The sequence below is a fragment of the Streptomyces sp. STR69 genome (assembly GCF_024519455.1).
Classification (GTDB): Bacteria; Actinomycetota; Actinomycetes; order Streptomycetales; family Streptomycetaceae; genus Streptomyces.
The window spans coordinates 22,469-43,760 of record NZ_JALJRY010000046.1 but is presented as its reverse complement, the minus strand read 5'-3'; the positions used below and the strand labels follow the sequence as shown (position 1 = coordinate 43,760).

At 70.2% G+C, this 21,292-nt stretch carries 19 protein-coding genes; 16 read left to right on the top strand and 3 right to left on the bottom strand.

Features of this window, described 5'->3' with window-relative positions; translation table 11 throughout:
• Nucleotides 1-33 precede the first annotated feature (33 nt).
• Nucleotides 34-171 carry a tetratricopeptide repeat protein gene (locus OC490_RS49705; protein ID WP_410099268.1) on the top strand — a complete coding sequence of 46 codons (138 nt, stop codon included), beginning with the start codon at nucleotides 34-36 and terminating at the stop codon, nucleotides 169-171.
• 215 nt (nucleotides 172-386) lie between these two features.
• Here OC490_RS49705 and OC490_RS46370 read toward each other — a convergent pair whose 3' ends face one another.
• Nucleotides 387-2,129, bottom strand: coding sequence for a dolichyl-phosphate-mannose--protein mannosyltransferase (locus tag OC490_RS46370; protein WP_262064097.1), 1,743 nt, complete (start codon nucleotides 2,127-2,129; stop codon nucleotides 387-389).
• Between the two features lie 95 nt (nucleotides 2,130-2,224).
• Between OC490_RS46370 and rsmI the strand changes: the two genes are divergently transcribed.
• The 14 genes from rsmI (at nucleotide 2,225) to OC490_RS46300 (ending at nucleotide 19,564) form a co-directional block, all read left to right on the top strand.
• Entirely contained in the window at nucleotides 2,225-3,076 is an 852-nt protein-coding gene (gene rsmI / locus OC490_RS46365; protein WP_262064096.1) for a 16S rRNA (cytidine(1402)-2'-O)-methyltransferase, read from the top strand.
• Between the two features lie 304 nt (nucleotides 3,077-3,380).
• On the top strand, nucleotides 3,381-3,824 hold the full coding sequence (locus tag OC490_RS46360; protein ID WP_262064095.1) for a hypothetical protein: 444 nt from the start codon (nucleotides 3,381-3,383) through the stop codon (nucleotides 3,822-3,824).
• A 47-nt stretch (nucleotides 3,825-3,871) separates the two neighbouring features.
• The gene (locus OC490_RS46355; RefSeq protein WP_262064094.1) at nucleotides 3,872-4,759 is read left to right on the top strand and encodes a TatD family hydrolase; all 888 of its coding nucleotides are present in this window, start codon (nucleotides 3,872-3,874) and stop codon (nucleotides 4,757-4,759) included.
• A gap of 131 nt (nucleotides 4,760-4,890) precedes the next feature.
• The gene (locus tag OC490_RS46350) at nucleotides 4,891-6,192 is read left to right on the top strand and encodes a resuscitation-promoting factor (RefSeq protein WP_262064093.1); all 1,302 of its coding nucleotides are present in this window, start codon (nucleotides 4,891-4,893) and stop codon (nucleotides 6,190-6,192) included.
• A 131-nt stretch (nucleotides 6,193-6,323) separates the two neighbouring features.
• Entirely contained in the window at nucleotides 6,324-7,220 is an 897-nt protein-coding gene (gene rsmA, locus OC490_RS46345; protein ID WP_262064092.1) for a 16S rRNA (adenine(1518)-N(6)/adenine(1519)-N(6))-dimethyltransferase RsmA, read from the top strand.
• Nucleotides 7,221-8,150: a 4-(cytidine 5'-diphospho)-2-C-methyl-D-erythritol kinase gene (locus OC490_RS46340; RefSeq protein WP_262064091.1), complete on the top strand. Its 930-nt coding sequence runs from the start codon at nucleotides 7,221-7,223 to the stop codon at nucleotides 8,148-8,150.
• A 194-nt stretch (nucleotides 8,151-8,344) separates the two neighbouring features.
• Nucleotides 8,345-9,124, top strand: a complete 780-nt coding sequence (locus tag OC490_RS46335; RefSeq protein ID WP_262064090.1) for an MHYT domain-containing protein — start codon at nucleotides 8,345-8,347, stop codon at nucleotides 9,122-9,124.
• Nucleotides 9,125-9,445: 321 nt separating this feature from the next.
• Nucleotides 9,446-11,443, top strand: a complete 1,998-nt coding sequence (locus OC490_RS46330) for a nitrate- and nitrite sensing domain-containing protein (RefSeq protein WP_262064089.1) — start codon at nucleotides 9,446-9,448, stop codon at nucleotides 11,441-11,443.
• Nucleotides 11,444-11,665: 222 nt separating this feature from the next.
• Nucleotides 11,666-12,688 carry a peptidoglycan recognition family protein gene (locus OC490_RS46325; protein ID WP_262064117.1) on the top strand — a complete coding sequence of 341 codons (1,023 nt, stop codon included), beginning with the start codon at nucleotides 11,666-11,668 and terminating at the stop codon, nucleotides 12,686-12,688.
• 71 nt (nucleotides 12,689-12,759) lie between these two features.
• Nucleotides 12,760-14,562: an ABC-F family ATP-binding cassette domain-containing protein gene (locus OC490_RS46320; protein ID WP_262064088.1), complete on the top strand. Its 1,803-nt coding sequence runs from the start codon at nucleotides 12,760-12,762 to the stop codon at nucleotides 14,560-14,562.
• A 190-nt stretch (nucleotides 14,563-14,752) separates the two neighbouring features.
• Nucleotides 14,753-16,462, top strand: coding sequence for a PQQ-like beta-propeller repeat protein (locus tag OC490_RS46315; protein ID WP_262064087.1), 1,710 nt, complete (start codon nucleotides 14,753-14,755; stop codon nucleotides 16,460-16,462).
• Between the two features lie 52 nt (nucleotides 16,463-16,514).
• Nucleotides 16,515-18,287 carry a PQQ-like beta-propeller repeat protein gene (locus OC490_RS46310; RefSeq protein WP_262064086.1) on the top strand — a complete coding sequence of 591 codons (1,773 nt, stop codon included), beginning with the start codon at nucleotides 16,515-16,517 and terminating at the stop codon, nucleotides 18,285-18,287.
• 231 nt (nucleotides 18,288-18,518) lie between these two features.
• Nucleotides 18,519-19,211: a helix-turn-helix transcriptional regulator gene (locus OC490_RS46305; protein ID WP_262064085.1), complete on the top strand. Its 693-nt coding sequence runs from the start codon at nucleotides 18,519-18,521 to the stop codon at nucleotides 19,209-19,211.
• 47 nt (nucleotides 19,212-19,258) lie between these two features.
• Nucleotides 19,259-19,564, top strand: a complete 306-nt coding sequence (locus tag OC490_RS46300) for a hypothetical protein (RefSeq protein ID WP_262064084.1) — start codon at nucleotides 19,259-19,261, stop codon at nucleotides 19,562-19,564.
• Here OC490_RS46300 and OC490_RS46295 read toward each other — a convergent pair.
• On the bottom strand, nucleotides 19,555-19,770 hold the full coding sequence (locus OC490_RS46295) for a DUF397 domain-containing protein (RefSeq protein WP_262064083.1): 216 nt from the start codon (nucleotides 19,768-19,770) through the stop codon (nucleotides 19,555-19,557). The genes OC490_RS46300 and OC490_RS46295 overlap by 10 nt on opposite strands.
• Nucleotides 19,771-19,778: 8 nt before the next feature.
• Nucleotides 19,779-20,630: a helix-turn-helix domain-containing protein gene (locus tag OC490_RS46290; protein ID WP_262064082.1), complete on the bottom strand. Its 852-nt coding sequence runs from the start codon at nucleotides 20,628-20,630 to the stop codon at nucleotides 19,779-19,781.
• A gap of 229 nt (nucleotides 20,631-20,859) precedes the next feature.
• On the opposite strand from OC490_RS46290, the gene OC490_RS46285 reads away from it, so the two are divergent.
• Nucleotides 20,860-21,273 carry an ATP-binding protein gene (locus OC490_RS46285; RefSeq protein ID WP_262064081.1) on the top strand — a complete coding sequence of 138 codons (414 nt, stop codon included), beginning with the start codon at nucleotides 20,860-20,862 and terminating at the stop codon, nucleotides 21,271-21,273.
• Nucleotides 21,274-21,292: the final 19 nt, after the last annotated feature.

Genomic DNA, 21,292 nt, shown 5'->3' with positions numbered 1-21,292 from the left:
TCCGCGTACAACCTGGCGATTCAGCTGGGGGCGGTGGGTCGGGTGGAGGAGGCGTTGGAGCTGGGTGAGGACACTTTGGCCCGGCGGCGGCGGGTGCTGGGTGAGGACCACCCCGACACCCTGCGCACCGCAAGACTGCTCGACAGCCTCACCCGGCCGAACGGTGGCTGATACGCCTCAGGTCCTGGACATCCCCCAGGCGCCCCCCCGAGATATGCGTTGGCAATCGCGAACTCCATCGTCAGACCAGCTACACCCAGCCCGCCGCAAACCTGCCGACGCCCAGAGCCGAACCGCCCTCCGCCCATCCAAAGGCGACCAACCACCCCCGCCAACGACCAAGAGGGCGCGGCAAGTTGCCGCGCCCCCTCCCTACACCCACCCACCTACACCCACGTATCCAGCCACATCCGAGACCGCCACTGATCAATAGGAATCGACGTCCCCGTATACAGCGGCCAGAAGTAGATGAAGTTCCACGTGATCAGCAGGACCAGTACCCCCGCACCGACCGCCCCCGTGACCCGGCGGGTGTCGCTGGAGCCCGGTGGGCCGATCATCGCGCCGATCAGCATCGCGACCGCCAAACACAGGAACGGGAGGAAGACGATCGAGTAGAAGAAGAAGATCGTGCGGTCCTGGTACAGGAACCAGGGGAGGTAGCCGGCCGCGACCCCGCAGGCGATTGCTCCCGCCCGCCAGTCGCGGCGGAACGCCCAGCGCCACAGGACGTAGAGGATCGCGAAGCAGGCGGCCCACCACAGCAGCGGGGTGCCGATGGCGAGGACCTCGCGGGCGCACTTGTCGCCGGCGTTCACCGGGCAGCCGTCCGCGCCGGGTGAGGGGGACTCGTAGAAGTAGGAGACCGGGCGGCCGTCGACCAGCCAGCTCCAGGGGTTGGACATGTACGTGTGCGGCGAGTGCAGGCCGACGTTGAACTCGTAGACCTCGTGCTCGTAGTGCCACAGGCTGCGCAGCCAGTCCGGCAGGACGTGGCTCCAGGTGCCGCCCTTGCCGTCGGTCGCGGCCCAGTTGCGGAAGTAGCCGCCGGTGCCGTTGGCGGGGGAGAGGATCCAGCCGATCCAGGAGGTCAGATAGACGGCGACGGCGACCGGGATGGTGGCCAGGAAGCCCAGCCCGAGGTCGTACTTGAGGACGGCCACGTACGCGTTGCGGGCACCCGCGACCTTGCGGGAGCCGACGTCCCACATCAGCATCATCACGAAGAACGCGGCCGTGATGTAGAGGCCGTTCCACTTGGTGCCGATCGCGAGGCCCAGCAGCAGGCCCGCCGTCCAGCGCCAGGGGCGCCAGCCGAAGGAGAGGGTGTCGCCGGTGTGCGCGTCGGGGCGGACCCGGCCGTAGGCGTCGGCCGGCAGTGCCGCCGCGAGTTTCTCTCTGGCCTTGTCCCTGTCGATCAGCAGGCAGCCGAACGCGGCCACCACGAAGAACATCAGCACGCCGTCGAGCAGTGAGGTGCGGGCCATCACGAAGGCCAGGCCGTCCAGTGACATCAGGACGCCGGCGACACAGCCCAGGAAGGTGGAGCGGAAGAGGCGGCGGCCGATGCGGCACAGCATCAGCACGGTCAGCGTGCCGAGCAGCGCCGTCATGAAGCGCCAGCCGAAGGGGTTGAAGCCGAAGATCAGCTCGCCGATGCCGATGACGTACTTGCCGACCGGCGGATGCACGACGTAGGCCGCGTCCGTCGGGATCGAGACGTGCCCGCCTGTCTTCAGGATCAGGTCGTTGGCGTTCTTGTCCCAGTTGACCTCGAAGCCGCGGTGGACGAGCGCCCACGCGTCCTTGGCGTAGTACGTCTCGTCGAATATCACCGCCTTCGGACTGCCCAGGTGGTAGAAGCGCATCACGCCGGCCATCAGCGTGACCAGCAGCGGGCCGCCCCAGCCCGACCAGCGGGTGATCCGGTCGACGAGCCCCGGCGAGAAGCCGAGCGTCGCCCACAGCCGGGGGCTGGGCTCCGCGTACGGCGGCGTCAGCCGGTCCCGTACGTCGCTTCTGGGCCCGGCCGTGTAGCCGAAACGGCGCAGCCGCTGCTGCCACGACGGCCGCTGCTCTTGGGGGGCCTGGCCCTGCCGGGTGTCCGTGGAGGACGCGGTACTGGTCACCGCGCCATCGTAGGGAACAGCGCTGTGTGAGTCCCGTGCATGGGTGGTCTCGGTCCGGATGCGTCCGGATCTGTCGGCCCTGCGAGGATGGGAACGTGACTGGAACCCTTGTTTTGGCGGGCACCCCCATCGGCGACATGCAGGACGCTCCTCCCCGGCTCGCGGAGGAGCTGGCCGGGGCCGACGTGGTCGCCGCCGAGGACACCCGGCGGCTGCGCCGGCTGACCCAGGCGCTCGGGGTGCAGCCCAAGGGGCGGGTCGTGTCGTACTTCGAGGGCAACGAGTCCGCGCGGACCCCGGAGCTGGTCGAGGCCCTGGTGGGCGGGGCGCGGGTGCTGCTGGTGACCGACGCGGGGATGCCGTCGGTGTCCGACCCGGGGTACCGGCTGGTCGCCGCCGCCGTGGCGAAGGACATCAAGGTGACCGCCGTACCGGGGCCGTCGGCCGTGCTCACCGCGCTCGCGCTGTCGGGGCTGCCGGTGGACCGGTTCTGCTTCGAGGGGTTCCTGCCGCGGAAGGCGGGCGAGCGGCTGTCGCGGCTGCGGGAGGTGGCCGGTGAGCGGCGCACCCTCGTCTACTTCGAGGCACCGCACCGGCTCGACGACACCCTCGCCGCGATGGCGGAGGCGTTCGGCGCCGAGCGGCGGGCCGCCGTGTGCCGGGAGCTGACCAAGACGTACGAGGAGATCAAGCGCGGCCCGGTCGGCGAGCTGGCCGCATGGGCGGCGGAGGGCGTGCGCGGCGAGATCACCGTCGTGGTGGAGGGGGCGCCGGAACAGGCGGAGGAACTCGACGCCGACGAACTGGTGCGGCGGGTCCGGGTGCGCGAGGAGGCGGGCGAGCGGCGAAAGGAAGCGATCGCCGCGGTCGCGATCGAAGCAGGCGTTCCCAAGCGCGAGGTGTTCGATGCCGTGGTGGCCGCCAAGACCGCGCAAAAACCCCTCTGAGCCTGCCCGAAATCCCCTCTGAGCTGCGCGGAGATCCCCTCTGAGCAGGGCGCTCCTCCCATGAGCGAGCGCCCCATGGCGGGGCAAAGCGCGGTCGCCGAATGCAAAGTCCCGACCGGGTCGCAGGGGCGATTCGACAAGGAAAGTCCAAATCGCCTCCAACAGTCGACAGGACTGGTGCGTTCGCCCTGCCGGAGGCGTCCACTGGACTGAGGGACGCACCCGTCCCTCGCCTCCAACGGGATTCCGGGGGGAATCCCCTCGCCGGGGGCGCTTGTCCAGCGGAAGTCAAGCAGGAGCTGGCATGAGTGAGATCGCAGGGCAGACCGGCCTCCGGGGCGCTGCCACCGCCGTGGTGAACGAGTCGTACTCCTTCGCCTGCATGCGGTGCGGGCACGGCTGGGAGCAGGCATACGAGATAGAGCACCACGTCGACACCGACGGCCACCAGTTCGTGATGTACGTGGCGGACGGCCAGGTCGTGCCGTCGCCCCTGAGCCGCCCCGCGTGCCACAACTGCGACGGGCATGTCGTGCGCATCATGCGGGCGGGCCAGGTGTCGTCGGTACGGGACGCGGCGCAGCGGCAGTACCAGGCGCCCCGGCCGCGGTCGGCAGCGGCAGCGGCGGCGGAGGACGGCACGGCCACCACGGACGAGTCCGCGGCCCCCGGGCAGGAGCCCGTCGAGCACCACTGGCACCTGTCCGACCTGCTGCACCCGTTCCACCACCACCGCAAGGCGAGCTGACCGCCTCCGGCGACCGGGTGGGCATGCCCCTTTCGTAGGATCGGGGCATGCCTGCCTCCAGCGACAAGACTGTCGAGAAGACTGCGCCTCCGCTCCCGGAGCCCCTCCGGGTGCCCGTCGCCGACTCCCACACCCACCTCGACATGCAGTCCGGCACGGTGGAGGAGGCGCTCGCGAAGGCGGCCTCGGTCGGTGTCACGACGCTCGTGCAGGTCGGCTGCGATGTGAAGGGCTCCCGCTGGGCCGCCGAGACGGCCGCCCGCCACGACGCGATCCACGCGACGGTCGCCCTCCACCCGAACGAGGCCCCGCGCATCGTCCACGGCGACCCCGACGGGTGGTCCCGGCAGGGCGCGCGGCTGCCGGGCGGTGACGGGGCCCTGGACGAGGCGCTGACGGAGATCGATCGCCTGGCCGGGCTCTCGCAGGTCAAGGGCGTCGGCGAGACCGGCCTCGACTACTTCCGCACCGGACCCGAGGGCAAGGCGGCGCAGGAACTCTCCTTCCGCGCCCACATCGAGATCGCCAAGCGGCACGGCAAGGCCCTGGTCATCCACGACCGCGACGCCCACGCCGACGTACTGCGCGTCCTCAAGGAAGAGGGCGCCCCTGAGCGGACCGTCTTCCACTGCTACTCCGGTGACGCCGAGATGGCCGAACTCTGCGCGAGCGCCGGGTACTTCATGTCGTTCGCCGGCACCGTCACCTTCAAGAACGCCCGGAACCTGCGGGACGCGCTCGCCGTGGCGCCCCTGGAGCTCGTCCTCGTGGAGACCGACGCCCCCTTCCTCACGCCCGCCCCGTACCGCGGACGGCCCAACGCCCCCTATCTCATTCCGGTCACGGTCCGCGCCATGGCGGAGGTCCGGGGCATCGACGAGGATGCCCTGTCGTCGGCACTCGCGGCGAACACGGCCCGCGCCTTTGGCTACTGAGGCCCCACCGATGCCTGGCGCCCCTTTCGAACACAACCCTGGGTAGCCGCGTCGCTTTGGAGAGTGACGGTCGCTCCGCTAGGTTCTGTTGGCCCGATCCGGACCCTTCTGGCCTTCTGGAGCGTGTCGGCGTGAGCAACTACGAGACCTACGAGACGTACGACCGCGGTGTGCGCGACGACGAGTACACCGACGCGACCCAGGTGTACGAGGACACGTACCGGCCCGCCTACGAGGCGCCCGAACCGGTCTTCCCGCGCCAGGCGGTGAGCGTGCCGCAGAGCGCGGCGCCCGGGCGTGCGGACCGCAGGCGAAGAGCCGACCGCACGGGCGGCTCCACGGCCGCCACCGTGCGCCGACTCGTCCCGCAGGCCCTGGTCGTCGCCTTCCTCGCCGGCGGCACCACCGCGTTCGTCGCCAAGGACAAGGCGATCGAGCTGAGCGTCGACGGCAAGCCGCGCACCCTGCACACCTTCGCCGACGACGTCACCGAACTCCTCGCCCAGCAGGGCGTCGAGGTCGGCGAGCACGACGTGGTGGCCCCCGGCCGGGACGCGGACCTCGCCAGCGGTGACGAGGTCGCGGTCCGCTACGGCCGCCCCGTGCGGCTCACCATCGACGGGCAGCGGCGCGAGGTGTGGACGACGGCCCGCACGGTCGACGGCGCCCTCGAACAACTCGGCGTACGGGCGGAGGGCGCCTACGTCTCGACCTCCCGCTCCCAGCCCATCGGCCGCGCCGGACTCACCCTCGACGTGCGCACCGAACGCACCGTCACGATCATGGCCGACGGCCGCGCCCGCACGATCCGCACCAACGCGGCGACGGTCGGCGAGGCGGTCCAGGAGGCCGGCATCGGTCTGCACGGCGAGGACACCACCTCGGTCCCGCCCGAGAACTTCCCGCGCGACGGCCAGACGATCACGGTCCTGCGGGTCACCGGCACCCGCGAGATCCACGAGGAGGCGATCCCCTTCGAGGTGGAACGCACCGACGACCCCACCCTCTTCAAGGGCACGGAGGTGGTCGAACGGGCCGGCCGGCCGGGCCTGCGCCGCGTCACATTCGCCCTCCGCACGGTCAACGGCGTCAAGGAGAAACCGCGCCGCATCGACGAGGAACTGGTCCGGGAACCCCGTTCCCAACTCGTGAAGGTCGGCACCAAACCGATGCCCACCTCGGTACAGGGCGCCGACCAACTCAACTGGCACGGCCTGGCCACCTGCGAGTCCGGAGGCCGCCCCGGCGCGGTAGACCCCTCCGGCACCTACGGCGGCCTCTACCAGTTCGACACCCACACCTGGCACAGCCTCGGCGGCTCCGGCCGCCCGCAGGACGCGAGCGCAGAGGAACAGACGTTCAGAGCGAAGAAGCTGTACGTGCGCAGGGGCGCAAGTCCGTGGCCGCACTGCGGGACAAGGCTGCACGGCTGATGGATCGGAGGCTGGGGGCGCAGCCCCCATCCTTCAGGGGCGCGGGGCTGTGTCGATTTGCAGCTCCGCTGCGTGGGCGCGACCAGCCACAGCGGACCGGCAGACGAAGAACCGCCCCGTAACCTAGGTACGTGAGCAGCAACCCCGACGCCCTCCTAGGCCCCGCCGAAGTCCGCGAACTCGCCGCAGTCCTGGGCGTACGCCCCACCAAACAGCGCGGCCAGAACTTCGTGATCGACGCGAACACGGTCCGCCGCATCGTCCGCACCGCGGACGTCCGCCCCGACGACGTGGTCGTGGAGGTAGGCCCGGGCCTCGGCTCACTCACCCTCGCCCTGCTCGAAGCAGCCGCCCACGTGACCGCCGTGGAGATCGACGACGTCCTCGCGAGCGCGCTTCCCGCGACGGTCACCGCCCGCTTGCCCGAGCGGGCGGACCGCTTCGCGCTGGTCCACTCGGACGCGATGCAGGTGACCGAACTCCCCGGCCCACCCCCCACCGCACTGGTCGCCAACCTCCCGTACAACGTGGCCGTACCGGTCCTGCTCCACATGCTGGAGCACTTCCCGACCATCGAGCGCACCCTCGTGATGGTCCAGGCGGAGGTCGCCGACCGGCTGGCCGCGCCGCCCGGTTCGAAGGTGTACGGCGTCCCGTCCGTGAAGGCGAACTGGTATGCCGAGGTCAAGCGGGCCGGCTCCATCGGCCGTACCGTCTTCTGGCCCGCACCGAACGTGGACAGCGGCCTCGTGGCGCTCACCCGCAGGGCGGAGCCGCCGAAGACCACCGCCGACCGACGCGAGGTCTTCGCCGTGGTCGACGCGGCCTTCGCGCAGCGCCGAAAGACGCTGCGGGCCGCACTCGCCGGCTGGGCGGGCTCGGCGGCGGCGGCCGAGACGGCGCTCGTCGCGGCCGGGGTGTCCCCACAGGCGCGCGGCGAGTCCCTGACGGTCGAGGAGTTCGCACGCATCGCGGAACACAAGCCCGAACTGGCGGAACACAAGGCTGAACCCAAGGAGTCCGAGTAAGTGAGCGTGACGGTCCGCGTCCCCGCCAAGGTCAACGTCCAACTGGCAGTCGGCGCCGCGCGCCCCGACGGCTTCCACGACCTGGCCAACGTCTTCCTCGCGGTCGGCCTGTACGACGAGGTCACCGTGACCCCGGCCGACGAGCTCCGCGTCACCTGCACGGGCCCGGACGCGGCCCAAGTCCCCCTGGACCGTACGAACTTGGCGGCGCGGGCGGCCGTGGCACTCGCCGAGCGGTACGGCCGCACCCCCGCCGTGCACATCCACATCGCCAAGGACATCCCCGTCGCCGGCGGCATGGCGGGCGGCAGCGCGGACGGCGCGGGCGCGCTGGTGGCGTGCGACGCGCTGTGGGGCACGGGCGCCTCGCGGACCGAACTGCTCGACATCTGCGCCGAGTTGGGCAGCGATGTGCCGTTCAGCCTGGTCGGCGGGGCGGCGTTGGGGGTAGGGCGCGGGGAGCAGCTCACCGCACTGGAGACCGGAGGCACCTTCCACTGGGTGTTCGCGATGGCCGGGCGGGGACTTTCCACCCCGGCGGTCTTCCGGGAGTTCGACCGCTTGGCGGAAGGGGCCGACATCCCCGAGCCGGTCGCCTCGCAGCCGCTCCTCGACGCGCTCGCGAAGGGCGACCCGGACGCGCTGGCCGCCGCCGTCTCCAACGACCTTCAGCCCGCGGCCCTTTCGCTCTTCCCGGAACTCGCCGACACCCTCGCCGCGGGCCGCGCCGCGGGCGCCCTCGCCGCGCTGGTCTCCGGCTCGGGCCCGACGACGGCGTTCCTCGCCCGCGACCCCGGGTCGGCGGTGAAGGTGGCGGAGGCGCTGACGGCCTCGGGAACATGCCGGACGGTACGTACGGCGACGGGTCCGGCGGCGGGGGCGACCGTGATCGCCCGACCTTCACACCAGGTCCACGAAAACCCCGCCTGAACTGCGAAAATGCGCATGTGCGGTGTTATCGAAACCACATTGATTTAATGTTCGCCAATCAACCCCATGGTCCTCTTTCGCGGCGTATGTCCTGCAGGGTACGGCTGGCATGATCAGCCGACCCCGGTCCTCGTTACCGGCGGTACTCCCTGCGCGCGCGGTGTCGCCGCGCCACGCCCGAGAGGAACCTCCCCATGGGCCACATGGACCATTTCAGCGCCGGCTGGGTCACCCCGGTCCTGTCCTACGCGATGGCCTGCGTCGGCGCCGCGCTCGGACTGCGCTGCACCGTAAGGGCACTTGAGACGGACGGCGCCTCCAAACGGAACTGGCTGACCCTCGCCTCCGTCGCCATCGGCTCCGGCATCTGGACCATGCACTTCGTGGCCATGCTCGGCTTCAGCGTCGAAGGCACCCCCATCCGCTACGACGTCCCGCTCACCGTTCTGAGCCTGTTGATGTCGATCGGCGTGGTCGCCGCCGGCGTCTTCACCGCCGGATACGGCCGCTCCCGCGTCACCTCGGTCGCCTTCGGCGGACTCGGCACCGGCCTGGGCGTCGCCGCCATGCACTACACCGGCATGGCCGCGCTCGACCTGCACGGCGAGATCGACTACGACCCCCGGCTGGTCATCGCCTCTGTCGTGATCGCCGTCGTCGCCGCGACCGCCGCCCTCACCCTCACCCTGATCGTGCGCGGCCCGGTCCTCGCCACGATCGCCGCCCTCGTCATGGGACTCGCGGTCAGCACCATGCACTACACCGGGATGTACGCCGTGAGCGTCACCCTCGCGCCCAGTGGTGCGACCCTCTCCGGCGCCACCGCCACGGAGTTCATCTTCCCGCTCGCCGTCGTCCTCGGCTCCTTCCTCTTCCTGGCCTCCGCCTACGTCGCCCTCTCCCCGACCGGCAAACGCCACGAGTCGGCGTTCGCGGCCGAGTTGCTGCGCGAGGTCGAACTCGCCACGGTCTGAGCCGACTTCGGCCGGCCCGGCGCCCATGACAACGGGCATCGGACGCCCGTCACTGCGGTCTGCCCTGACGTCAACTGTCCTTACGGCAACGGCCCCCACCCCTCCCGGGTGTTGGCACCGACTGTCGATCGGCATATCGAACACGCCATGATCCCAACCGGCTTCTCCACGGCACCGACCCGAACTCCCCGGGACGTCGCCGCCGAACTCGCCACGGTCTGAGCCCACTTCGGCTCTCCCCACGGCACCGGACTGCCAACTCCCCAGGCGGCCACCGCCGTTCGAACCACCCGCACTTCCCCTCCCGAACGAGGTCCCCCCATGCGTGTCCTCCGCGCACCGGCCCGACTGCGCCCCAGATCCGTCCGCGCGAAGATCGTCGCCCTGCTGATGCTGCCCGTCGTGTCCCTGATGGCCCTGTGGGGCTTCGCCGCGGTGACGACCGCGTCGAGCATCGCCGACACCGAGACCGCCAAGGACGTCAATTCCGAACTCCTCACCCCGGTGGCGGAGTTCATCACCGCTGTGCAGGGCGAGCGGACCGCCGCCCTGCGCCACGCGGACGCCCCCGGCGCCTTCAAGGCCGCCACCAAGGCCACCGACACGGCCGCCGCCGCGCTCCGCGGCGGCGTCAACGACTCCAGCTCCGACGCGGCCCTCATCGACTCCTCGCTGCCGGGCCGGATCGACAAGCTGGAGGCCGACGCCACCGGCCTCGTGGCGCTGCGCGCGAGCGCCACCGCCAAGGGCGCCAAGTCGACCGCCACCTACGGCAGTTACTCGGCGATCGTCGAGCACGGCTTCTCCGTCACCGGTGCGCTCACCGGCGACAAGACCGCCGCCGACGCCTCCGAGGCGCGCGTGGTGCTCGAACTCTCCCGGGCCCGCGAGGCGGTTGCCCAGGAACAGGCACTGCTCGGCGCCGCCCGCACCGGGGGCGAGCTGACCAAGGAGCAGTACGCGCTGTTCGTCGGCGCCGTCGCCACGCAGCGCGAGCTGCTCGAACCAGCGGTCGCCGACCTCAAGGCCGCGCACCGGACGGCGTACCGCAAGGTCCTGGACGGCACCGGCTACGCCCAGTTCCAGGCCGTGGAGAACCGGGTGCGCAGCGCGGGCCCCGGCACCTCCGCCGTGTCCACGGGGCTGCTGAGCGGCTGGGACTCCGCCGCGAGCGGGGTGCTCACCGGGCTCGACGCGGCCGAGACGAAGGCCGGTACGGGAGCCACGGCCGCCGCCGACCCCTTCGGCTGGGACACGCTCGGCGCCTCCGGGATCGCCGTCGTCCTCGGCCTGGTCGGCGTGCTGCTGTCGCTGCTTGTCTCCGTGCTCGTCGGCCGCGGTCTCATCGTCGAACTCCTCGACCTGCGCAACTCCGCCCTCGAAGTGGCCGGCCGCAGTCTCCCGCGGGCCATGCGCCGACTGCACGCCGGACAGGGCGTCGACATCGACGCCGAGGCCCCCATGCGCCGCCTCGCCGGTGACGAACTCGCCCAGGTCGGCACCGCGTTGACCGCAGTCCAGCGCGCCGCCCTCAGGGCCGCCTCCGAACGCGCCGAACTCCTCTCCGGCATCTCCGGGGTCTACGTCAGCCTCGCCCGCCGCAGCCAGGTCCTGCTGCACCGCCAACTCGACCTGCTCGACGCGATGGTGCGCCGCCAGCGCGACCCCGCCGAACTCCACGAGCTGTACCGCGTCGACTACCTCGCCACCCGCATGCGCCGCCACTCCGAGAGTCTGCTGATCCTGTCCGGCATCGCACCCGGCCGTGGCTGGCGGGACCCGATCCCGCTGACCGACGTCCTGCGCGCGGCCGTCGCCGAGATCGAGAACTCGTCCCGGGTGCAGATCTGGGCCGTACCGAAGGTGTCGCTGACCGGCGGTTCCGTCGCCGACGTGATCCATCTGCTCGCCGAACTCGTCGAGAACGCAACGGCGTTCTCCCCGCCCAGCACCCAGGTGCAGCTGCGCGCGGCCCGGCTGCGGGAGGGCGTCCTCATCGAGATCGAGGACAGCGGCTTCGGTATGAAGGAGGACGCGATGGCCGACGCCAACCGCAAGATCCAGTCCGAGAAGGTCGACCTCCTCGACGCCAAGCAGATCGGCCTCTTCGTGGTCAACCGGCTGCGCGAACGCCAGGGCCTGCGCGTGGAGATACGGGACTCGCGGAGCGGCGGCATCACGGCCGCCGTACTCATCCCCGAGAACCTGATGCGCGACGACATGCCGGTGGGCGAGCAGCAACAGGCGTCCGGCGGGCGGGGGTTGGCACCGGCGTCGGCCCTGGTCCCGCAGCAGCGACTGCGCGGGGCGGGTGCCTGAGTCACCCTCCGCACCATCTCCACACAGATGTACCGCAATTGCAGTACAGGTGGGGCGGATGGGGCGGATAGGTTCGTTTGATACTTCAAGTGCACCGCTGGAAGGGTCAGTTCCGTGTCCGACACCCCCACACCGTCGTCCCCCACACCGTCATTCCCCACCCCGTCCCACCGCAGGAAGCGGTCCCTCTCGCGTCGCGGCGCGATAGGGGCTGCCGGAGCCGTGGCCGCCGGGGCCGCCCTCACCCCGGTGGTGTTCGCGGCCACCGAATCCGGCTCGGACTCCACCCCCGACACGACCCCGTCGGGCACGAAGCCGGAGACCTTCCCGGCCACCCGCACCGCGACCGCCACCGGCACCACCCCCGCCACCACGGCCTTCGCCGCGTCCTACGTCGGCCTGCGCTGGACCGGCGAGCAGGACGGCGCCGGCATCCGCCTCGCGGACGGCCCCTGGCAGACCACCGGCACCGGCTGCGCGACGGTCGACGGCGGCGGCACGGCCCTCATCGCGGCCGACGAGGGCACCGCCTACGAGGTCAAGGCACCGGCAGGCGCAACGGACGTACGCACGGTCGCGATCGACTGCACCCGAGGCCCCGACCGCACCTTCCACGTACCGTCCGAGCCGACCCGCGTCCGCGGCGTCCGCTACCTCTCGCGCCCGGCCTGGGGCGCCGACGAGTCGAAGCGGTACAAGGACGGCAAGGTCAACTCGCCCGAGGCGTACTACCCGTTGCAGTCGATCACGGTCCACCACACGGACACCCCGAACGCCGACCCGGACCCGGCCGCGACCGTCCGCGGCATCTACGAGTACCACGCGGTCACCCTCGACTGGGGCGACATCGGCTACCACTTCCTCATCGACGAGGCGGGCGTGATCTACGAGGGCCGCTACTCCGGCGACGATCTCGTCCCGGCCTTCAACCCCGACGGCAACCTGGTCACCGCCTTCCACACGGCGGGCTTCAACTCCGGCAACCTCGGCATCGCCCTCATCGGCACCTTGGTGACCCAGCCCCCGACCGACGCGGCGAAGGCTTCGCTGATCCGCCTGATCAAGGTCATCACCCGCTTCAAGGGCCTCGACCCCCAGGCCAAGATCACCTACACCAACCCGGTCAACGGCGTGAAGAAGGACAACGAGACGATCAGCGGCCACCGGGACTGGCTCCAGACGGACTGCCCGGGGCAGACGATGTACGACCTGCTGAGCGAAGTAAGAACGTCAGCGGCCTACTGACCTGCACGGATCGTCACCCTCCCGCCGCGCATTACTCTGGGAGGCTGACCGTCCCCCCTGTCAGGAGAGAAATGGCCGTCAACCTGGTCAATGTCGAGAACGTCAGCAAGGTGTACGGCACCCGTGCCCTGCTCGACGGTGTCTCGCTCGGTGTCTCCGAAGGGGACCGGATCGGGGTCGTGGGCCGCAACGGAGACGGCAAGACCACCCTGATCCGGATGCTCGCCAAGCTGGAGGAGTCCGACACCGGCCGTGTCACCCACTCCGGCGGACTCCGCCTCGGCGTCCTCACCCAGCACGACTCCCTGGACCCCGAGGCGACCGTCCGCCACGAGGTCATCCGGGACATGGCCGACCACGAGTGGGCGGGCAACGCCAAGATCCGTGACGTACTGACGGGACTGTTCGGCGGGCTCGACCTGCCGGGCTTCCCGCAGGGCCTGGACACCGTGATCGGCCCGCTCTCCGGCGGCGAGCGGCGCCGTATCGCGCTCGCCAAGCTGCTCATCGAGGACCAGGACCTGGTCGTCCTGGACGAGCCCACGAACCACCTCGACGTCGAGGGCATCGCCTGGCTCGCCCAGCACCTGCGCGAGCGCCGCTCCGCGCTCGTCTGCGTGACCCACGACCGCTGGTTCCTGGACCAGGTCTGCACGCAGATGTGGGACGTGCAGAAGGGCGACGTCTACGAGTACGAGGGTGGCTACACCGACTACGTCTTCGCCCGCGCCGAGCGCGAGCGCATCGCCGCCACCGAGGAGACCAAGCGGCAGAACCTGGTCCGCAAGGAGCTGGCCTGGCTGCGCCGGGGCGCCCCGGCCCGTACGTCCAAGCCGCGCTTCCGCGTCGAGGCAGCCAACGAACTGATCGCGGACGTGCCGCCGCCGCGCGACACCAGCGAGCTGATGAAGTTCGCGTCGTCGCGCCTCGGCCGGACCGTCTTCGACCTGGAGGACGTGACCGTCCAGGCCGGCCCGAAGGTGCTCCTGAAGCACATCACCTGGCACCTCGGCCCCGGCGACCGCATCGGCCTGGTCGGCGTCAACGGCGCCGGGAAGACCTCCCTGCTCCGGGCCCTCGCCGACGCCGCCCGCAGCGACGGCGAGACCCAGCCGGTGGCCGGCAAGGTCGTCGTAGGAAAGACGGTCAAGCTGGCCTATCTCTCGCAGGAGGTCGCCGAACTCAAGCCCACGCTGCGGGTGTTGGAGGCCGTGCAGCAGGTGCGGGAGCGGGTCGATCTCGGCAAGGGGCGGGAGATGACCGCCGGGCAGCTGTGCGAGACGTTCGGCTTCAACAAGGAGAAGCAGTGGACGCCGGTCGGGGATCTGTCGGGTGGTGAGCGGCGCAGGCTGCAGCTCCTCCGACTCCTCATGGACGAACCCAACGTCCTCTTCCTCGACGAGCCCACCAACGACCTCGACATCGAGACCCTGACCCAGCTGGAGGACGTCCTCGACGGCTGGCCCGGGTCGATGATCGTGATCTCCCACGACCGGTTCTTCGTCGAGCGCACCACCGACAAGGTGTACGCCCTCCTCGGCGACGCGACCCTGCGGATGCTGCCGCGCGGCATCGACGAGTACCTGGAGCGGCGCCACCGTATGGAGGAAGTGGCCGCCGCGGCCGTCCCCGTCGTGGAGAAGGCCGCGCCCGCCGTGAGCGCCGCCGACCAGCGGGCCGCGAAGAAGGAACTCCAGAAGATCGAGCGGCAGTTGGACAAGGTCTCCGAGAAGGAGGCCAAGCTGCACACGCAGATTGCCGACAACGCCACGGACTTCGCGAAGGTGGCCGAACTGGACGCGCAGCTGCGGGACTTGGGCGGCGAGCGCGAGGAGCTGGAGATGAGGTGGCTGGAACTCGCCGAGGACGCGTGAAAGGTGAGTGAAGGCGCATAACGGGGCTGTCACGGGCCGGTTCTCCCTTGGGTACAGGGGTGAACCGGCCCGTTGTCCGTGGACAGCCGGGTGATAGAAAGGGCCGTCTGAGACCTGCTTGAATGCGCCTCCGGGTCCTCGCGAATCCTCGGGGCGTGGCTAAAAATCAGTGAACGAGGGGGAGCCGCTGATGACTCAGCCGCCCGAACAGCCGCCGTCCGGCGGTTACGGAGTGCCGCCGAACCAACCGCCACAGCCACCGTCCGGCGGCTTCGGCGCTCCCGTTCCGCCGACGCCCGGCTACGGCTATCCGCAGCAGCAACAGCCGGGCCCGTACGGCTCCGGTCCCTACGGTCATCCGCAGCAGCCCGGTCCGTACGGTCAGCAGCCCCAGCAGCCCGGTCCCTACGGCGGCTACGGCTACCCGCCGCCCCCGCCCCCGCAGTTCCCCCCGCCTCAACCCCCCTCCGGCCGTGGCCCCTTCAAGGGCAGGCCCGCCCTTCTGATCGCGGCGGCGGTCGCCGGGCTGCTGGTCGTCGGCGGCACGGTGTGGGCGGTCACCGGCGGCGGTGACGACAAGAAGCCGGTCGCGGAGAAGAGCGACAGTCCTACGGCCTCCGGCACCGGCGACGACCCCGCCAACCCCGGTGACGGCAGCGGCGACGGCGGCAAGGACCCCGAGAACCTCAACGAGGGCCGCAAGTCCGGCGAGGCGAAGGTGCTCTGGTACAAGGAGGCGCCGGACGCGCCCGGTTCCGGCGCCGACGCCCCCGGCATGTGGATCACCGGCAAGACGGCGGTGAAGGCCGCGTACAAGGAACTCGTCGCCTACGACGTCGGCAACGGCGACCCGACGTGGCCCACGATCACCTTCCCGCAGAAGATCTGCGCGGTCACCCCGCAGAAGTCGGCCGACGACAAGATCGTGGTGGCGTACGAGAGCGGTGTCAGCGACAGCGCCAAGTGCAACCACCTCCAGCAGGTCGACCTGAACACCGGGGCGAAGGGCTGGACCGCGACCGTCGCGGACGGCGACCTGTTCGACAGCGCGCTCACCATCGGACTGACCATCACCGGCAAGACGCTGATGGTGGGCCGCTCGCAGTCGGGTGTGGCCTACGACCTCGGCACCGGCAAGCAGCTGTACGAGAAGAAGAAGTACGGCGCGGCCTGCTTCCCGTCCGCGTTCGCGGGCGGCGGCAAGCTGCTCGTGGTCTCGTCCTGCGGGGCGGGCTCCGACACCGCGCACGACGAGGTGCAGGAGCTCGACCCGGCGACCGGCAGTGCCAAGTGGACGAAGGCGATCCCCAAGGGCTGGACGGTCTCCCATGTGTACTCCGTGGACCCGGTCGTCCTCTACATGACCGACTCGGACAACAAGCACTGGAACATCTCGACGCTGAAGAGCGACGGTTCCGTCCGCTCGCAGGTCGACTCCAAGGCCGCCTTCGCCCCCTCCTGCGGTCTGTCGATCCTCGACCAGAACCTCCAGGGCTGCCAGGGCGTCGCGGTCGACGCGGACACCCTCTACCTCCCGACCGACGCGACGACCGGCGCCAACCAGATCGTCGCGATCGACCTGGCCACCGGCAAGGAGAAGTGGCGCGTCAAGTCCCCCGAGGACGAGTCGATGCTGCCGGTCAAGGTCGAGGGCGGAAAGCTCATCGCCTATGTCGAGGCGGCCTACGACGCGGGTGGCCAGGTCGTGTCCGTCCCGACGACCGGCTCCTCGCACACCACGACGAAACTGCTGCAGATGCCGGCGGGCACCGCGCGGATCGAGTCGAGCTTCTTCTCCCGGGACATCGACTACGTCGACGGGCGCTTCTACATCTCGTCGACCCGGCTGAACGGCAATGACGACACGAAGGAGAAGTTGATGCTCGCCTACGGCAAGTGACGCCTTCCGTCGTCCTGTTCGCTTCCGTCGATCCGTCCCCGAGGTACTCGTCATGACCCAGCCGCCCCCGCCCCCGCCGAACCAGCCCCCGCAGCCGGGCGGCTTCGGCCCGCCCCAGGACCAGCCCCCGCAGCAGCCCCCGCCCCCACCGGGCTACGGCTACCCGCAGGCGCCGCCCCCGCCCCCGCCCCAGCAGCCGGGCTACGGCTACCCCGGCCAGCAGCCCAACCCGTATGCCCAGCCCCCGCAGCAGCCGTACGGGCAGCAGCCCAACCCCTATGGCCAGCAGCCCGGTTACGGCTACCCGGGGCAGGGCCAACCCGGTCAGCCGACCATGCCGTTGCATCCGCAGCCTGGCCAACCGGGCGGCGGCGGACGGAAGTTCGGGGCGTCCGCGGTGATCATCACCGCGGCGGTCGTGGCGATCGCGCTGATCGTCGGCGGCGGGATCTGGTACTCGTCCTCGTCCGGCAAGGACGACAAGGCCGACGACAAGAAGACCACCGCCGACTCAACTCCCTCCGACAGCAAGGGCGGCACCGGTGGCACCACGACCGGCGGCAAGGAGAAGGTGCCCGCCGACACCGCCTCCAAGGTCCTCTTCCAGGTCCCGATGCCCAAGGTCAGCGACACCATGGTGACCACCGGCTCCTGGCTCACCGACAAGGTGTACGCCAAGAGCGGGGCCGCCGAGATCGACGGCTACGACCGTGACTCCGGTGCCAAGCTGTGGACGATCAAACTCCCCGGCCCGGTCTGCCAGGCCACGAAGAACACCACCACCGACGGCAGGACGGCGATCATCTACGAGCCCGCCATGCCGACCAAGGCCAAGCCCTCGAACGGCTGCAGCCAGATCGCCGCGATCGACCTGAACGCGGGCACCAAGCTGTGGACGAAGACCGCCAACTCCGGTGACCAGCCGATCAGTTTCGAGAACGTCACCGTCAGCGCCGGCACGGTCGCCGTCGGCAGCACCGACGGCGGCGCCGCCTTCGACATCGCCACCGGCAAGGCCCTGTGGAGCCCGAAGGTCGCCGACTGCTACGACGCCGGGTACGGCGGCGGCGCCAAACTGGTCGCGGTGCGCAAGTGCGGCACGTACGACTCGCCCGTCCTCCACATCCAGACCATCGACCCGGTCTCCGGGAAGGTGCTCTCGGACTACAAGATGGCCCAGGGCATCGAGTACGCGAGCATCGTGTCGACCGACCCGCTGGTCGTCGCGGCCGACGTCGGCGACAGCGCGGGCGACGGCAGTGGCATCTCCGACTTCTTCTCCATCGACAACAAGACGGGTGCCCTGCGCGCCCACATCTCGGCACCGGGCAAGCAGTACGCGGCCCGCTGCGACGGCATCACCCGAGTCGAGTACTGCACCGAACTCGCCGTAGGGAACGGCCGGTTGTACGTGCCGACCGAGGAACACGACGGCTCCGGCGACTCCTACAGCAAGACCAACGAGATCGTCGCCTTCGACCTCACCACGGGCAAGCAGACCGGCCAGCGCGCCGACGCCGGCGACGGCTACACCATCACGCCGCTGCGCATGGACGGCAGCAACCTGCTCGCCTACAAGTCCCCGCCATACGACAAGGGCGGCCAGATCGTCAGCATCGACGGCAACTCCTTCAAGGAGACGACGCTGCTGGAGAACCCGAGCACCGAGACGGTACGGGACACGGAGACCAGCTTCCTCCCGGACTACGCGGAGATCCTCTACGCGGAGGGCCGGCTGTACATGTCGGCGGTCTACGCGGACAAGCCCTCGTCGTCCTCCACCGACGACAAGGACCTGGCGATCGCCTTCGGCACAACAGGCTGAACCACCCTCCTCATTCACCCTCTCGCTCACCACCCTCATCACCCGTGAATGCCCCGGAATGCGAAAAAGTCCGTCGATCCGGGGCACTTCTCACCAGTAGGGGCAGCGCAACGTCGAACAAGCGTGTAGCTTCCGGGGGCATGAAGAACGGGGGTACTGGGGGCCCTCTGTTCTTGGGGACCGGTGGGCATCCATAGTGGGCATCCATTGGGGGGACTGGGGGGTTGCTCGATGGGAGTGCGGCTGATGGTGGTCGACGACCACCGATTGCTCGCCGAGGCGCTGGCCTCGGCACTGAAACTGCGGGGACACCGGGTGCTGGCCGCGGCGGCGCCCGCGGCGGGCGCGGCGGAACTGGTGATCACCCGCGCACCCGAGGTGTGCCTGCTGGGCACGGCGACACCGGCCGAACCGGGCATCTTCGACCCGGTGGTGAAGATCAAGCGGGAACGCCCGCAGGTAGCGGTCCTGGTCCTCGGCCCGGTCCCGAGCCCTCGCGGCATCGCGGCGGCCTTCGCGGCAGGCGCCTCGGGCTACGTCCGCCACGACGAGCGCATAGAGGGCGTGGAGCGCGCCATCATGAAGGCCAGGGCAGGCGAGGCAGCCGTAGCACCGCAGTTGCTACAGGGGGCCTTCAGCGAACTGCTCAACCCGGCGGCCCAGCCCGACGACGAGGGCCAGCGGCTGTTGCAGATGCTCACGCCGAGGGAGGTAGAGGTCCTGGTCCGGGTGGCCGACGGCGAGGACACCCGCCTGATCGCCGCAGGCATGGGCATAGCCCCGTCGACGGCACGCACGCACGTACAGCGAGTCCTGATGAAGCTGGGCGTGGGTTCGCGACTGGAGGCGGCAGCGCTGGCGGCGCGGACGGGGCTGCTGGACCGGGCGGGCCCACTGGCCAGTTCGGCGGGGCCGGACGCGTAATGGACCAGCGGTGGGTGCGGGAGGAATCCCGCACCTCGTGGGAGGCCATGAGCCGGAAGGAACACGCGGCCGTCCTACGGGCCGTCCGCAAGGGCAGACCGACACAGGACCCCGCCACGGCACTGCTGGCGCTGCACTGGGCCTGGACCGTCATCGGCCCGCCCGGCGCCCGCAGGCGCTACCCCTGGCTGGACGCTCTCTTCGATATCAGACCCAAGGCTTTCCTCTCGGACATTTACGACGGCACCCCGCGAAACGACGCCCGCACATACGTCCGCCGCGCCGCCCGCCGGGTCGAGGCGGCGTACTTGCCGTTCCTGGAGTCCCTGGGCGTGGACACGGGTCAGCCGTGACGACCGACGCGGCCGGCGGTCAGCGCTCCGGACCGTATGCCGTGGAGGAGGGCGGCGAGGGCCGTGGGGGTGGTGGTGAGGGCGGCGGCGGGGGTGTCGCTCTCGCGGAGGTGGAGGGTGGTGGGGGTGGTGGCGAGCTCGATGCAGTTGTTGCCGTCGCCACTGCCGGAGAAGGATGACTTCTGCCAGTTGTTGGGGATGGTCACGGCGCGCCTCACAGTTCCTTCGCCAGCCTATGGATGACGTCACGCGATTGATCGGGGTCGAGTGACACCGCCTCCACTTTACGGAAGAGCGTTCGAAAGGCGCCGAGTTGGGCTTCGGAGTCGATGAAGGCCGCGCCGTGGGGTGCGTCGCGTACCGCGGTGTCGAGCTTGGGTACGGCACCTCCCGCGTACATCATGGCGTTGGTGGCGCCGGCGAAGTCGTCGAGGGCGAAGGGGATGACGCGCACGGTGATGTGTTCTGCCTCGGAGAATTCGAGAACGCGGCTGAGCTGAGCTCGTGAGCAGGTTCGACCGCCGACCTTGATGCGGAGCGCTGCCTCGTGGATCACCGCTTCGTACGGGGCTGGAGTGGGACTCTCGATGATCTTCTTGCGATCCATGCGATGGCGTACGCGCAGTTCGAGGTCGTCGGCCGGGAGTTCGGGGACTCGGTAGGAGAAGACGGCGCGCGCGTAGTCCTCCGTCTGGAAAAGCCCGGGGATGTGCAGGAACTCCACATCGAGTCGGTAGCTGGAGTGGTACTCCAACTCGGCGAGATCCAGGAACGACATGGGCAGCAAGCCGCGGTACTCCTCCCACCAGCCGCGGGTCCGGTCGGTCGCCATCGCCACCAGTGCATGGACCAACTCGTCGTCCGTGCAGTCGTAGTGGGCGGCAAGCCGCCGTACACGGGCCTCGCTCACGCCCGCGATACCGAACTCGATCTGGCTCATCTGGACGGAATCCGCTCCGAGCAAGGTGGCTGCCTCACGCGCCTTGAGCCCTGCGGCTTCGCGTAGTTTCCGCAGCTCCACGCCCAGTCGTACCTGGCGTGCGGTGGGTTGCTTACGGCGTGGCATGGCTTCCTCCTTGCCACCCCCAACTCCCGGGAAGCGGCGACTCGTTCGGGGGCAGATTACGGCAACGACTTGCAGAGTCCTAAATTAAGGTCCTACCGTCGGTGACGCGACGCACACCGTGCGGAACCCCGGGATGCCGGAAGCGCACCACCCCGTCCTGCCATGGCGGCGTGGCAGGCCACCGCCCGTGACCCGCATCAACTCCCCACACCACCAACGGAGTTCACCCATGCCCGAAACCGAGCCCGAACCCTGGGAGTACTCCCTCTCCATCCCGTCCGACCGCCGTGCCGTCACCGTTTGCCGCCGCACCCTCCGCCTGGTCCTCACCGTGCACGGACTCATCGGCGTCGCGGACACCGCCGAGCTCCTCGCGACGGAGCTGGTGGCCAACGCCGTACTGCACACCAAGGGTCCGGCGATGCTCGGGGTGCGGTGGTCGGCGGGGGTGCTGCGGGTCGGGGCGTGGGACGCGGACCCCGAACCGCCTGAAGCGCCGGGGCAGTTGGCGAGTCTGTTGGACGCCGAGGAGGGGCGCGGTCTCGCCCTCGTCCAGGCGTGCGCAGATGCCTGGGGCTGGCAGCCGTTGTCGAGGAACGGCAGGCGCGGCAAGTACATCTGGTGTGACCTCGCCGTGGCCTAGCTCGTTGATCATGTCGTAC

What these genes read in the sequence shown, in the direction of transcription:
- OC490_RS46310 (WP_262064086.1), top strand. Translation starts at nt 16,515, where the DNA reads ATGACCCAGCCGCCCCCGCCCCCGCCGAACCAGCCCCCGCAGCCGGGC.
- OC490_RS46315 (WP_262064087.1), top strand. Translation starts at nt 14,753, where the DNA reads ATGACTCAGCCGCCCGAACAGCCGCCGTCCGGCGGTTACGGAGTGCCG.
- OC490_RS46305 (WP_262064085.1), top strand. Translation starts at nt 18,519, where the DNA reads ATGGGAGTGCGGCTGATGGTGGTCGACGACCACCGATTGCTCGCCGAG.
- OC490_RS46300 (WP_262064084.1), top strand. Translation starts at nt 19,259, where the DNA reads ATGAGCCGGAAGGAACACGCGGCCGTCCTACGGGCCGTCCGCAAGGGC.
- OC490_RS46355 (WP_262064094.1), top strand. Translation starts at nt 3,872, where the DNA reads ATGCCTGCCTCCAGCGACAAGACTGTCGAGAAGACTGCGCCTCCGCTC.
- OC490_RS46285 (WP_262064081.1), top strand. Translation starts at nt 20,860, where the DNA reads ATGCCCGAAACCGAGCCCGAACCCTGGGAGTACTCCCTCTCCATCCCG.
- OC490_RS46335 (WP_262064090.1), top strand. Translation starts at nt 8,345, where the DNA reads ATGGGCCACATGGACCATTTCAGCGCCGGCTGGGTCACCCCGGTCCTG.
- OC490_RS46360 (WP_262064095.1), top strand. Translation starts at nt 3,381, where the DNA reads ATGAGTGAGATCGCAGGGCAGACCGGCCTCCGGGGCGCTGCCACCGCC.
- OC490_RS46330 (WP_262064089.1), top strand. Translation starts at nt 9,446, where the DNA reads ATGCGTGTCCTCCGCGCACCGGCCCGACTGCGCCCCAGATCCGTCCGC.
- OC490_RS46320 (WP_262064088.1), top strand. Translation starts at nt 12,760, where the DNA reads ATGGCCGTCAACCTGGTCAATGTCGAGAACGTCAGCAAGGTGTACGGC.
- OC490_RS46290 (WP_262064082.1), bottom strand. Translation starts at nt 20,630, where the DNA reads ATGCCACGCCGTAAGCAACCCACCGCACGCCAGGTACGACTGGGCGTG.